The 13104-nt window shown below is 73.1% G+C and carries 10 protein-coding genes and 1 pseudogene; 5 read left to right on the forward strand and 6 right to left on the reverse strand.

From position 1 onward, the window contains the following. The first annotated feature begins 913 nt into the window (after nucleotides 1-913). Nucleotides 914-2116, forward strand: coding sequence for an amino acid deaminase/aldolase (locus tag DEP02_RS16490; RefSeq protein WP_112468085.1), 1203 nt, complete (start codon nucleotides 914-916; stop codon nucleotides 2114-2116). 64 nt (nucleotides 2117-2180) lie between these two features. Continuing rightward, the gene (locus tag DEP02_RS16495; RefSeq protein ID WP_112468087.1) at nucleotides 2181-2894 is read left to right on the forward strand and encodes a gamma-glutamyl-gamma-aminobutyrate hydrolase family protein; all 714 of its coding nucleotides are present in this window, start codon (nucleotides 2181-2183) and stop codon (nucleotides 2892-2894) included. A gap of 54 nt (nucleotides 2895-2948) precedes the next feature. Here DEP02_RS16495 and DEP02_RS16500 read toward each other — a convergent pair whose 3' ends face one another. The 5 genes and pseudogenes from DEP02_RS16500 to DEP02_RS16520 form a co-directional block, all read right to left on the reverse strand. Further along, nucleotides 2949-3908, reverse strand: a complete 960-nt coding sequence (locus tag DEP02_RS16500) for a LysR family transcriptional regulator (protein WP_232839154.1) — start codon at nucleotides 3906-3908, stop codon at nucleotides 2949-2951. Between the two features lie 103 nt (nucleotides 3909-4011). Further along, nucleotides 4012-4731 (reverse strand): helical backbone metal receptor, encoded by a 720-nt coding sequence (locus DEP02_RS16505; RefSeq protein ID WP_112468091.1) that lies wholly within the window; start codon nucleotides 4729-4731, stop codon nucleotides 4012-4014. Then, nucleotides 4731-5297, reverse strand: coding sequence for a helix-turn-helix domain-containing protein (locus tag DEP02_RS16510; RefSeq protein ID WP_112468093.1), 567 nt, complete (start codon nucleotides 5295-5297; stop codon nucleotides 4731-4733). Before DEP02_RS16510 ends, DEP02_RS16505 begins: the two co-directional genes overlap by 1 nt. 301 nt (nucleotides 5298-5598) lie before the next feature. Further along, nucleotides 5599-7443 (reverse strand): annotated as a pseudogene (locus tag DEP02_RS16515) (ABC transporter permease/substrate binding protein); the annotation flags it as partial. Next, the gene (locus tag DEP02_RS16520; protein ID WP_112468095.1) at nucleotides 7436-8524 is read right to left on the reverse strand and encodes a quaternary amine ABC transporter ATP-binding protein; all 1089 of its coding nucleotides are present in this window, start codon (nucleotides 8522-8524) and stop codon (nucleotides 7436-7438) included. The pseudogene DEP02_RS16515 and the gene DEP02_RS16520, both read right to left, overlap by 8 nt. 201 nt (nucleotides 8525-8725) lie before the next feature. Here DEP02_RS16520 and DEP02_RS16525 point away from each other — a divergent pair, with 201 nt between their 5' ends. The 3 genes from DEP02_RS16525 to DEP02_RS16535 all read left to right on the forward strand — a co-directional run bounded on the left by DEP02_RS16525 (nucleotide 8726) and on the right by DEP02_RS16535 (nucleotide 11616). Beyond that, nucleotides 8726-9655 (forward strand): 5'-3' exonuclease, encoded by a 930-nt coding sequence (locus tag DEP02_RS16525; protein ID WP_232839156.1) that lies wholly within the window; start codon nucleotides 8726-8728, stop codon nucleotides 9653-9655. Nucleotides 9656-9707: 52 nt separating this feature from the next. Beyond that, nucleotides 9708-10553, forward strand: a complete 846-nt coding sequence (locus tag DEP02_RS16530; protein WP_112468097.1) for a siderophore-interacting protein — start codon at nucleotides 9708-9710, stop codon at nucleotides 10551-10553. A 109-nt stretch (nucleotides 10554-10662) separates the two neighbouring features. Then, nucleotides 10663-11616, forward strand: coding sequence for an RluA family pseudouridine synthase (locus DEP02_RS16535; RefSeq protein WP_112468099.1), 954 nt, complete (start codon nucleotides 10663-10665; stop codon nucleotides 11614-11616). Here the strand turns inward: DEP02_RS16535 and DEP02_RS16540 are convergent. Further along, a complete protein-coding gene (locus tag DEP02_RS16540; protein ID WP_112468101.1) occupies nucleotides 11610-13088 on the reverse strand; it encodes a cytochrome P450 in 1479 nt (492 codons plus the stop codon). The two genes, DEP02_RS16535 and DEP02_RS16540, sit on opposite strands and share 7 nt — an antisense overlap. Nucleotides 13089-13104 lie beyond the last annotated feature (16 nt).

The following is a 13104-nucleotide window of genomic DNA, read 5'->3' on the forward strand; positions in this document are numbered from 1 at the left end:
GGTATGCCCCCGGGCGCGTTCCGGCCCGGCGTCCCACGCCCGGGCCTCGCCGGCGTGCCGGGGAGGCGGGCCGCGGCCCACGCGCCCCCGTTGGCGGACGCCGCGTCGTCCGCGAAACCCTGACCACCCGACGACGCCCCACGACCAGCCGCGGGCGAAGTACCCGAAGGCCCCACCGAATCCGCAGACGCCCCACGCCCTTTCGGCGACACACCCGGGAAACGGGACGGGACCCGCCCGCCCCCGTCGGCGAACGCGGCACCCTCCGCAACACCCTGACCACCCGATGCCCCACCCCGACCGGGTGTCGACGACGTCTCCGAAGACCGGGCCGACACCCGTCCCCCGCCGTCCGCGGACGTCTCACGCCCGGCCGCCGGTGGTCTGTCCGGGAAGCGGGCCGTGGCCTGGGGCGGGGGCGTGCGGCGGAAGTCCGGGAAGTGGGGGCGGGTGGCGTCGCTGCGGGGTGACGGAAGGGCCGTGTCGCGTCCCGTGACGCGGGAGCCCGCCGCCGGTGCGCCGGGGGGCACCGCGCTCCGCTCGGCGTCCCGCTCGGCCGCTCCGCCGTCGGAGTCGCCCCCCGCGGGCCGCCTCGGCCCTGGGGGGACGGGGGCGTGGCGCGCTTCCGTGCTCATGCACCCCCCGTTTCCTCGTGCCCGGGCCGTTCCCCCCGGGCGCGGCCGTCCTCGTTGCCCCGCCCGGTGCGGACTCGTCGTCACCGGGCACGCATACCCGTACGGGCGAACCGCCATCCCGGCTCAACTCCGCGACCGGGATCACTGGGCGTCTCCGCCGTACGTGCGCGTCACTCTACGGGTTGCTCCCCCCTGAGCGGGAACCAGTCCACAAGCCCGGGGCATCTGCCCGGAACGTCCCCCTACCCTGCGGTAATCCCGTCTGGCAGGCTTCGTTCATGACTGCGCGCGCCGCCGACCGGGCCCGTTACGACCGGGCCACCGCCCATCTGGACGCCCCCGTCGCGATCGTGGACCTGGACGCGTTCGACGCCAACGCGGACGATCTCGTCCGCCGGGCCGGCGGCAAACCGGTCCGGGTCGCCAGCAAGTCCGTGCGCTGCCGGGCCCTACTGGAACGCGCCCTCGCGAAGGACGGCTTCGCGGGCCTCATGTCCTTCACCCTCGCCGAGTCCCTGTGGCTGGCTCGCTCCGGCTTCGACGACGTCCTGCTCGCCTATCCGTCCGCCGACCGCGCCGGCTACGCCGAACTCGCCGCCGACCCCAAGCTCGCCCGCGCCGTCACGGTGATGGTCGACGACCCGGCGCAGCTCGACCTCATCGACGCCTCGCGCGAGGGCGGACGCGAAGTCGTCCGGGTCTGCCTGGAGTTGGACACCTCGCTGAAGCTGCTCGGCGGAAGAGTGCGCATCGGTGCCCACCGCTCCCCGCTGCACTCCCCCGCTCAGGTCGCCGACATGGCCCGTACGGTGGCCCGGCGGCCGGGGTTCGAGCTCGTGGGAATCATGGCGTACGAGGGTCATGTCGCGGGCGTGGGCGACGCGGTCGCCGGGCGGCCCCTGCGCTCGCGCGCGATCCGGCTGATGCAGGCCGCCGCGCGCCGGGAGCTGGCCGAGCGGCGGGCGGCGGTGGTGCGCGCGGTGCGGGCCGTGGCACCGGGGCTGGAGTTCGTCAACGGCGGCGGCACGGGCAGCGTGCAGCACACCGCGGCGGAGGACGCGGTCACCGAGGTCGCCGCGGGATCCGGGCTGTACGTCCCGCGGCTCTTCGACAACTACACGTCCTTCCGCGGCCGTCCGGCGGCCCTGTTCGCCCAGCCCGTCGTGCGGCGCCCCGGCGTCGGGATCGTGACGGTCCTCGGCGGCGGCTACCCGGCCTCCGGCGCGGCCGGCCCGGACCGGCTGCCGATGCCGTACCTGCCCGAGGGGCTGCGCTACGACCCCCAGGAGGGCCCCGGCGAGGTGCAGACCCCGCTGCTCGGCTCGCCCGCCGACGATCTGCTGATCGGCGACAAGGTGTGGTTCCGGCACGCGAAGGCCGGGGAATTGTGCGAGCGGTTCGACGCCCTGCACCTGGTCGAGGGCGACCGGGTGACCGCGACCGTACCGACGTACCGGGGTGAGGGACACACCTTCCTGTAGCCCACCCCGGATCAACCCGGGCCGTGGACAGGGGTGCAGACCATCGCATGCGAAGGAGGGCCGTGTGACGGGACGACCGCTCATCGGGATCAGTACGTACCTGGAGCCAGGGACGCGCTGGGGGGTGTGGGAGCTGGAGTCGGCGCTGCTGCCGGTGGGCTATCCACGGCTGGTGCAGCGGGCGGGCGGGCTCGCCGCGATGCTGCCGCCGGACGAGCCGGAGCGGGCGGCGGCGGCCGTGGCCCGGCTCGACGGGCTGGTGATCGCGGGCGGCCCGGACGTCGAGCCGGTGCGCTACGGCGCGGAGCCGGATCCGCGTACGGGGCCGCCGTGCCGGGCCCGGGACACCTGGGAACTGGCCCTGATCGAGGCCGCCCTGGCCGCACGCCTCCCGCTGCTCGGCATCTGCCGCGGCATGCAACTGCTGAACGTCGCCCTGGGCGGCACCCTGCTCCAGCACCTCGACGGACACGCCCAGGTGGTCGGCGTCTTCGGCGCGCACGCGGTCAAGCCGGTCCCCGGCACTCGTTACGCCGCGGCCGTACCGGAGGAGGCGTCCGTCCCGACCTACCACCACCAGGCCGTCGACCGGCTCGGTGAGGGCCTGGTCGCGTCGGCGTACGCGGCGGACGGCACGGTGGAGGCCGTGGAACTGCCCGAGGGCTGGGTGCTGGGCGTGCAGTGGCATCCGGAGATGGGCGAGGACGTACGGGTCATGCGGGAGTTGGTGCGGGCAGCGGCCGGCCCTTCCGGTACGGCCGGCTCCTCCCGCACGTAGGACTCCTGCCCCGGAGCTCCTGCCCCGGCCGGGTCCCGGCCTCGGCTCCTTGCCTCAGCTCTTTCCCGACCGGGTCAGGGACAGCAGCTCGCGGGCCGGGCCCACCGGGCGGTGGCCGGCCGGCCAGACCGCCCGCAGATCGCGCCCGAGGGCGACGCCGTCCACCGGGACGGTGACCAGCCGGCGCAGGGACAGTTCCTCGCCGACGGCGAGTTCGCTGAGCACCGCCGGCCCGGCTCCGCTGACCGCGGAGGCCTTCACCGCCGTGGTGGAGGAGAGCTCGATCAGCGGGCGCGCGAGGCCGCCCAGCGCCGCGTCCAGGACCTGCCGGGTGCCGGAGCCCTTCTCCCGCAGGATCAGCGGGGTCGCGGCCAGTTCCTCCGCCGCCAGGGGACGCCGGCGGCGGGCCCACGGGTGGGCCGGGGCCGTCACCACGATCAGGTGGTCGTGGCCGATCACCACGGAGTCCAGTCCGGACGGCACGGACAGCCCCTCCACGAAACCGAGGTCCGCCTCGTCCGCCAGCAGCCGCTCGGCCACCACCGCGGAGTTCCCGGCGAGCAGCGACACCGCCGTGTCCGGCCGTCGCGCGCGCAGCGCGATCAGCCACCCGGGCAGCAGGTACTCCGCGATCGTCATGCTGGCCGCCACCCGCAGCCGCGAGTCCCGCCGGTCGCGCAGCGCCTGCGCGCCCGCGTCGAAGGCCTCCGCCGCCTCCACGATCCGCCGCGCCCAGTCGGTGACCAGGGCTCCGGCGTCCGTCAGCCGCGACCCGCGCGGCGAACGGTCCACCAGCGCCACGCCCAGCTGCCGTTCCATGGAACGGATCCGGCTGCTGGCCGCCGGCTGGGTGATGCCCAGCTCCCGCGCCGCCCCGCCGAGACTCCCGAGCCGTGCGACCCCCAGCAGCAGTTCCAGCGCGCCCAGGTCCGGCACCCGGTGCGCGAGCGAGGCCCCCGGCGGCCGTCCCGCTCCGGCCTCGCCGCTGCCTCGGTTCGCCTCGGGCCTTGTCATAAACCCAGTTTATGACTCGGGAGACGCAGACCCCTGGTGGGGCCCCGGGCTCCGGAAAACCCGGAGTCCCGGTCGCCGCCGACGGCGGCAGCGCGCGGGATGGTCAGCGGCGCGCTGCTCGCAGCGCCTCGCCCAGCACCCGCGGAGCCTGCGCCAGCGACGGCCCGTACCACGTCAGGTGCCGTCCGCCGACCAGGGCGCAGGGCAGTCCGGGGAAGGCCTCGGGACCGTCGTCGGCGGTGAAGCGGTACGGCTCGTCCGGCAGGACTACCACGTCCGGGACCGCCGCCCGCAGCTCCTGGAGCGGGATGCGCGGGTAGCGGTCGGCGTGGTGGGCGTAGAGGTGGTCGACGCCCAGGCGGGCCAGGACGTCACCGGCGAAGGTGTCCCGGCCCAGCACCATCCAGGGCCGCCGCCAGACCGGTACGACGGCGGTCGTACGGCGCCGGGGCACGGGCAGGGCCGACCAGGCCGCCTCGGCCTCGTCCAGCCACCGGGGCCGGCGCACCGCGCCGCAGGCGTGCAGCACCCGCGCCAGTTCCTCCAGGGCCTGCGGCAGGTCGCGGACCTCGGTCACCAGCACCTCGAGACCGGCCGCGCGCAGGGCGTCGAGGTCGGGGGCGCGGTTCTCCTCCTCGTTGGCGATCACCAGGTCGGGGGCGAGGGCGATGATCCGCTCGACCTCGGGGTTCTTGGTGCCGCCGACGCGGGTGACGTCGAGGTCCGCCGGATGGCTGCACCAGTCGGTGGCGCCGACCAGGACGCCGGGCAGGGACACCGCGACCGCCTCGGTGAGCGAGGGCACCAGGGAGACGACCCGCATCAGCGCGCCCGGTCCTGCACCGCTTCGATGTGCTCCGCGACCGCGACCACGATCAGCCGGGTGTCGGGCACGGTCGCCCGCCAGCGGTGGCGGACCCCGCCGGTGAGGTACATGGTGTCGCCGCGCACCAGCCGGTAGGCGCGGCCCTCGGCCTCGACCTCCACCGCTCCGTCGGCGACGTACATCAACTCGTCGTTGCGGTGCTGGAACTCGCGTCCGGTGTCGTGGTCGCCGGTGAACTCCGAGGCGTGCAGCTGGTGGTGGCCGCGTACCAGGGAACGCATCCGGGGCTCGGGCTCCAGCTCGGTGGCCTCGGCGCGTACGACGTCGACGCTGCACGCCGGGTCGGCCGCCGCGAGCAGTTCCACGGCGGTGGTGCGCAGCGCGTCGGCGACCTTCTCCAGGGAGCTGGTGCTGGGGCGGGCCCGGTCGTTCTCGATCTGGCTCAGGAAGGGCACCGACAGGCCGCTGCGGTCGGCCACGACGGCAAGGGTGAGGCCCAGCGCGCGGCGCCGCCGCCGTACGGCCGCGCCCACTCGAAGAGGCTGTTCTTTGTGGTCGCCCATCGCTCCGGCTCCCTCCTTCGCTCGTCGGTCCGCTGCTCGTGGGGCCGCTGCCCGTGGGCCCGGTCGCGGGCGCACTCCTTTTGAGGAGTTCTCTGCACCCTACGCATGTTCGGCAAACAGTTTCATACGGCCGTCACGTCCTTGTAAGGATCGCGCGGAGCCGAGGGGTACGGGGATGACTCCGTGCGGTTGGCCGGATTCCGACTGTGCGCACGGGTGAGGGGCGGGCCCTGCCCCACGTGGGTGTGAGGAAAGGCCCGCCCCTCGGACGGTGTCCTCGTCCCGTCCGGGACTACTCGGCGTCCAGGACGCTCCTGCCGTCGGCCGACTTCGCGGAGGAGCCGGACGGTATCGGGGCGAGCTTGTCGACGACGTCCGGGTTGTCCTTCAGCCAGACGCGCACGGCGTCCTGCTGCCGGCCCTTGCCGGCCTTGTTGATCTCGGACTCGAGGCTGGTGAGCTGCTTCTCGCTCAGCTTGAAGTTCTTCAGCCAGCCGCCGACGACCGGGTCGTCGTGGGAGAAGCCCTTGCGGGCCAGCGTGTGCACGCCGTCGCCGGCGCCCCAGGCGTCCTTGGGGTCCTTCAGCTTCTTCAGGTCGTAGTCGCTGTACGCCCAGTGCGGCGACCAGAGCGTGACGACGATGGGTTCCTTCTTGCCGTAGGCACGCTTGAGCTCGGCCAGCATCGCGGGCGTGGAGCTGTCGACGACCTTGTACTCCTTGTCCAGGCCGTACTCCTTGAGGACCTTGCTCTTGAGCAGGCCCATCATTCCGGCGCTGGACTCGATGCCGGTGACCTTCCCGCCGAAGGCGGACGCCTTGCCCTTGAGGTCCTCCAGGGAGTCGACGTCCTTCATGTACGAGGGGACGGACAGCTCCAGGGAGGTCGGGCCGTACCAGGAGCCGAGGTCCTCGAGCCGCTCGCCGTACTTCTTCCAGTACTGCTCGTGGGTGACCGGCAGCCAGGCGTCGGTCTGGAAGTCGACGCTGCCCTGGGCGAGCGCGGTGTAGAGGGGGCCCGCGTCGAACTGCCGGGCCTCGACCTTGTAGCCGCGCTGTTCGAGGACCTCCTTCCACAGGTAGGTGGAGGCGACGCCCTCGTCCCACGGGATGTACCCGATGGTGATCTTCCTGCCCTTGCCGATGTCGCCGCCGTCGGAGGCGGTGGTCGCGCTGTCCCCGTTGCCGCCGAAGATGCCCATGCCACCCGCGACGAGGGCGAGGATCACCACGCCGACGACGGCGATCTGCGGCTGCGGCCGGTAGGACCAGATCTTCAGGCCCTTGGCGGCCCGCGCCCTGGCGGCGGCGCGCCGGCCGAGCGGGGAGACCTCGGTGCCCAGGGCGCTGGTCATGCGGTCCAGGTAGATCGCGAGGATCACGATGGCGACGCCGGACTCGGCGCCGAGGCCGATGTTGAGCTGGCCGATGGCCTCGTTGACGTCGCCGCCGAGGCCGCCGGTGCCGACCATGCCGGCGATCGCGGCCATGGACAGGCCGAGCATGATCACCTGGTTGACGCCGGCCATGACCGTGGGCAGGGCCAGCGGCAGCTGGACGCGCAGCAGCGTGTTGCGGGGCGTGGTGCCGAACGCCTCGGCCGCCTCCACCAGTTCCTTGTCGACCTGGCGGATGCCCAGCTCGGTCATGCGCACACCGGGTGCGAGGGCGAAGATCAGGGTGGCGACGATGCCCGCGGAGGCGCCCGTGCCGAAGAACAGGATGGCCGGGATGAGGTAGACCATCGCCGGCAGCGTCTGCATGAAGTCCAGGACCGGCCGGACGAGGGCGCTGACCCGGTCGGAGCGGGCCGCCCAGATGCCGACCGGCACCGAGATCACCAGCGCGATGATCGTGGCGACCAGCACCAGCGACAGGGTGATCATCGCGTTGGACCACAGCCCCATCGAGTCGATGAAGGCGAATCCGGCGAAGGTGAGCACTCCGGCGAAGGAGCCGCGCAGCCACCAGGCGAGCACGGCGAAGATACCGGCGAGCAGCAGCGGCTGCGGCGCCTGGAGGACGGCGTTGATCCCGTCGTAGGAGCCGGTGAAGACGGACTTGCAGAAGTCGAAGAGCCAGGCCATGTGGCCGAGCAGCCAGTCGACCGTGGAGTTGACCCAGTCGCCGAGCGGGATCCTAGGCACGGGCCACCTCCTTCTCGCCGCCCTTGTCCCGCGGCGCGTCGCAGCTCACCGGGGTGCTCTGCGCGTCGCCGAGGAAGCCGACGAGGCGCCGGCGCTGGACGACGCCGACGAGTTCCCGGCCCTCGTCCAGCACGGCGACCGGGTGGGGAACGCGGGCGCTGATCGCGCACAGCTCGGTGAACGGGGTGTGCGGGGTGACGGTGTCGCAGCCGCAGTCCGCCTCGTCGCCGCGCACCTCGCGGTCCATGACCGCCTCCGCGGTCAGTACCCGCGAGCGGTCGACGTCCTGGATGAAGGAGGCGACGTAGTCGTCGGCGGGGCGCAGCAGGATGTCCTCCGCGGTGCCGGTCTGCACGATGCGGCCGTCGCGCATGACGGCGATCCGGTCGCCCAGGCGCATGGCCTCGTTGAGGTCGTGGGTGATGAAGACGATGGTCTTCTTCAGGGTCTTCTGCAGCTGGAGCAGCTGGTCCTGCATGTCGCGGCGGATCAGCGGGTCCAGGGCGCTGAAGGACTCGTCCATCAGCAGCAGGCCGGCGTCGGTGGCCAGGGCGCGGGCCAGGCCCACGCGCTGCTGCATGCCGCCGGACAGCTCGTCGGGCCAGGACTTCTCCCAGCCGGCCAGGCCGCACAGGGCGAGCGCCTCGTCGGCGCGGCGTTCGCGCTCGGCGCGGGGCACGCCCTGCACTTCCAGTCCGTAGGCGGCGTTCTCGCGGACGCTGCGGTGCGGGAAGAGCGCGAAGTGCTGGAAGACCATGCTGATCTTCCTGGAGCGGACCTCGCGCAGTTCGCGGTCGCTGAGCGCGGTCAGGTCCTGGCCGTCGAAGCTGACGGTGCCGGCGGTCGGCTCGAGCAGACCGTTCAGCATGCGCAGGAGCGTGGACTTGCCGGAGCCGGACAGGCCCATGACGACAAAGATCTGACCGGGCTCGACGGTGAAGGAGGCGTCGATCACGGCGGCGGTGGCGCCGTCGGCACGCAGGTCCTCACGGTCCGCGCCCTGCCGTAGTTTCTCCACTGCCTCGTCCGGTCGTCGGCCGAACACCTTGAACAGGTGCTGGGCCTGCAGTCTGGAAGACACGCTTACCTCTTGTCTCGGGGCCAAGGACGGGATCCGGAGGGGTGCCAACAGTTGAAGAAATCAACCACCTCTGGTCCGGGTTCGCGCCTGCCCAGGTCCTTTTGGCCGAAACCAAACTGTGAGCGGGGTCACAGTTCGGGCTCCTTCCCGGCCGGAACGCCCGTTTCGCGCGGCGGGTGGCTGTCAGTGCCGTACGGCATGATGCGAGGCGTGACCGGACGACTGATGCTCCTCGACACCGCCTCCCTGTATTTCCGCGCCTACTTCGGGGTCCCGGAGTCGGTCAAGGCCCCGGACGGCACGCCGGTGAACGCCGTGCGCGGGCTGCTCGACTTCATCGACCGCCTGGTCAGGGACCACCGGCCCGGCCACCTGGTGGCCTGCATGGACGCCGACTGGCGGCCGGCGTGGCGGGTGGAGCTGATCCCCTCCTACAAGGCGCACCGGGTCGCCGAGGAGCACGAGAGCGGTCCGGACGAGGAGGAGGTGCCCGACACCCTCTCCCCGCAGGTCCCGGTGATCGAATCCGTCCTGGACGCCGTCGGCATCGCGCGCGTGGGCGTCGCGGGGTACGAGGCGGACGACGTGATCGGCACGTTCACGGCGCGGACGAAGGGTCCGGTCGACATCGTCACCGGGGACCGCGACCTGTACCAGCTGGTGGACGACGCGCGCGGGGTGCGGGTGCTGTACCCGGTCAGGGGCGTGGGCACGCTGCAGATCACCGACGAGGCGGTGCTGCGGGAGAAGTATGGGGTCGACGGCAGCGGGTACGCGGATCTGGCACTGCTGCGCGGCGACCCGAGCGACGGGCTGCCGGGGGTGCCCGGCATCGGGGAGAAGACGGCGGCCAGGCTGCTCGCCGAGTTCGGCGACCTGGCCGGGATCATGGCGGCCGTCGACGACCCGAAGTCCGGGCTCACGCCGTCGCAGCGGGGGCGGCTCGATGGGGCGCGGCCGTATCTCGCGGTGGCGCCGAAGGTCGTGCGCGTGGCCGCCGACGTCCCGCTGCCGGACGTGGACACGACGCTGCCGCGCACCCCGCGCGATCCGGCGGCGGCCGAGGAGCTGGCCGCCCGCTGGGGACTGGGAGGTTCCCTGCGGCGGCTGCTCGACACGCTGGGGGCGTGACGGCCGCCGTGTTAACTTAGGTAAACCTAAGTAGCGGAACAGGGAGGCCGTCATGGCAGAACGTCCGGTGCGCAAGCCGCGCAGGGTCCACACCGCGCGGGTCGTCCGCACCGAACGGCTGACCCCGCGCATGCAGCGCGTGGTGCTCGGTGGTGACGGCCTGGCGGACTTCTCGCCCGACACGTGCACGGACCACTACGTGAAGCTGCTGTTCCCTGCCGACGGGGTCACCTATCCCGAGCCCTTCGACATGGAGCGGATCCGCGAGGAGTTCCCGCGCGAGCAGTGGCCGGTGACACGGACGTACACCGTGCGCGCCTGGGACCCCGAGCACCGCGAGCTGACCCTGGACTTCGTGATCCACGGCGCCGAGGGCCTGGCCGGTCCCTGGGCACTGCTCGCACGACCGGGTGAGACCGTGCGTTTCCTGGGCCCCGGCGGCGCCTACGCCCCCGACGCGAGCGCCGACTGGCATCTGCTCGCCGGTGACGAGAGCGCCCTGCCGGCGATCGCCCGCTCCCTGGAGACACTGCCCGAGGGCGCCACGGCCCACGCCTTCATCGAGGTCGCCGGCCCCGAGGAGGAGCAGAAGATCGACTCCCACGTGGAGGTGGTCTGGCTGCACCGCGGGGAGCGACCCGTCGGCCAGGCGCTGGTGGAGGCCGTACGAGCCCTGGACTTCCCCGAGGGACGGGTGCACGCGTTCGTGCACGGCGAGGCCGGCTTCGTCAAGGAACTGCGCCGCCTGCTGCGCGTCGAGCACGCCGTTCCCCGCGAGGACCTGTCCCTCTCCGGCTACTGGCGCCTCGGCCACAACGAGGACGGCTGGCAGTCCTCCAAGCGCGAGTGGAACGCCCGCGTCGAGGCGGAACAGGAGGGCGCGGCCCCGGCCGCGTGAACGCGTCGAAGCGGCGGTACCGGACGGGTACCGCCGCTTCGACGCTGCCCGGACCGGCCACCGGCCCAGCGGTTTTCCCGGCCGTGCGGCGCCTCGTAGGCTTCGGGCGATGAGGAACCGCAAGACCCGCACTCCGCCCGCTCCCCTGCCCCAGCGTCACGGGGTGGACCCGGTGCGGGTGCGGCTGCCCGGCGACGGGGCGTGGGCCACCGTGCGGGAGTACCTGGTGGAGCGGCTGTCGGGCGCGGGGCCCGGCGTGATCGAGGCGATGCTCGGGGCCGGGCTGATCGTGGGGGCCGACGGACGGCCGGTGGCGCCCGACGCGCCGTACGAGCCGGGGATGTACGTGTGGTTCCACCGGGAGCTGCCCGACGAGGCGCCGGTGCCGTTCCCGCTGGAGGTGGTCCACCGCGACGAGCACCTCGTCGTCGTGGACAAGCCGCACTTCCTCGCCACCACCCCGCGCGGCTCGCACGTCGCCGAGACCGCGCTGGCCCGGCTGCGGCGGGAGCTGGACGTCCCGGAGCTCACCGCGGCGCACCGCCTGGACCGGCTCACCGCCGGGCTCGTGCTGTTCACGGTGCGGCCCGAGGAACGCGGCGCGTACCAGACGCTGTTCCGCGACCGCCGGGTGCGCAAGGAGTACGAGGCCGTGGCGCCGTACGACCCGACGCTCGCCCTGCCGCTGACCGTGCGCAGCCGGATCGTGAAGGAGCGCGGGGTGCAGGCCGCCCGGGAGGTGGCGGGCGAGCCGAACGCGGTCACGCGGGTGGAACTGGCCGAGCACCGCGCGGACGGACTCGCCCGCTACCGGCTGGTGCCCGGCACCGGGCAGACGCATCAGCTGCGGGTGCACATGAGCGCGCTGGGCGTGCCGATCCTCGGCGATCCGCTCTATCCGGTGGTGACCGGCCCCGTACCGGCCGGCGACTTCCGGCGCCCGCTGCAACTGCTCGCGCGGGCACTGGAGTTCACCGATCCGGTGACGGGTGCCGAGCACCGCTTCACCAGCGGGCGGATGCTCCAGGCCTGGTCGTCCTTCGCGCGGTGGGCCGGTCAGTAGCCGCGCCACCAGCGCAAGAAGCGCTGCCACACCCCCTGTGGGCGGCCCGTCCCACCGGCCGGTACGGCGCTCGGGGCGGCCGGGGGCTCGGGCGGTGACGGCACCGGCGTCGGCGGTGCGGACACGGTGCCCATCTCCCAGGACGGACGCGCCTGCGGAAACGGACGCGGGGTGTGGCTCGGCTTGGCCCTCACGTCCTGCGGCGGCCGCGGGCTGAACCGTACCGGCAGCTCCACCAGGTGCTGCGAGGCGAGCGACTCCGCCCAGCGCAGATCCTCCTCGGCGCAGTCGAGCCGGAGGTCCGGCAGCCGCATCAGCAGCGCCTCGACGCCGACATCGGCGATGGCGCGCCCGATCTCCTGGCCGGGGCATTCGTGGGGGCCGCCGCTGAAGGCGAGGTGGGAGCGGTTGCCCTGCATGTCGGCCGTCGGGTCGGGCCGCACCCGTGGGTCGACGTTGGCCGGCGCGATGCCGAGCAGCAGCCCGTCGCCCTGACGGATGCGACGGCCGCCGAGCTCCGTCTCCTGCTTGGCGAAGTAGCCGAGGATGGTGCTGAACGGCGGCTCGTCCCACAGGGACTGCTCGACCGCCTGAGGCACCGTCATCTGCCCGCCGTTGAGCTGGGCGCGGAAGCCGGGGTCGGTGAGCACCCGGCGGATGGTGTTGGCCAGCAGGTTGGCGGTGGCCTCGTAGGCGGCGATGAGCACGACCCGCAGGTGCTGGCTGACCTCGTCGTCGCTCAGGCCGGCCGGGTGGTTGATGAGGTGGCTGGTGAAGTCGTCCTCGGGCCGGCCCCGGCGGCGGACGGTGAGCCGCCGCAGGCAGTCCATGATGTACTCGTTGCTGGCGATCGCGGTCTCGGTGCCCTTGAGCATGTCGCGGGCGGCCTGCACGATCCGGTCGTTGTACTCCTCGGGCATGCCGAGGACCTGGCACATCACCGCCATGGGCAGGTGTTCGGCGAACTGGTCGACGAGTTCGGCGTGGCCCGACTCGCAGAACCGGTTGACCAGCCGCTGGGTGGCGCGGCCGATGTGGCGGCGCAGGCCGCGCGGGTCGACGGTCGCCGCGGCGCCGGTGACCGCACCGCGCAGCCGCTTGTGCTCCTCGCCCTCGGCGTAGGAGCAGACCGGCTGCCAGGCGAAGTGCGGCATGAGCGGGTGGTCGGGCCTGATGGTGCCGTCCTTCAGCGGGGTCCAGATACGGCTGTCCCGGGTGAACTGCGAGGGGGTGCGCACCATGTGCAGGTTCTCGGTGTGGCCGAGGACCACCCAGATCGGTACGTCGTCGTGCAGCAGCACGGGCGCCACCGGGCCGTACTCCTCGCGGAGCCGCCGGTACAGCGCTCGCAGGTCGGGGGTCTCGTGGAGCCGGTGCAGCCCCCCGGGCCCGATGCCGTGCGCGGGGCAGTCGGGGGGCGGGTCGAGGGTGAGGTCGTCCGTGCCGGTCGGGAAGTGGGGTTCAGGCGTCACAGCGGTCGCTTTCGGA

Origin of the sequence: Streptomyces triticisoli (genome assembly GCF_003270085.1) — a bacterium.
Classification (GTDB): Bacteria; Actinomycetota; Actinomycetes; order Streptomycetales; family Streptomycetaceae; genus Streptomyces; species Streptomyces triticisoli.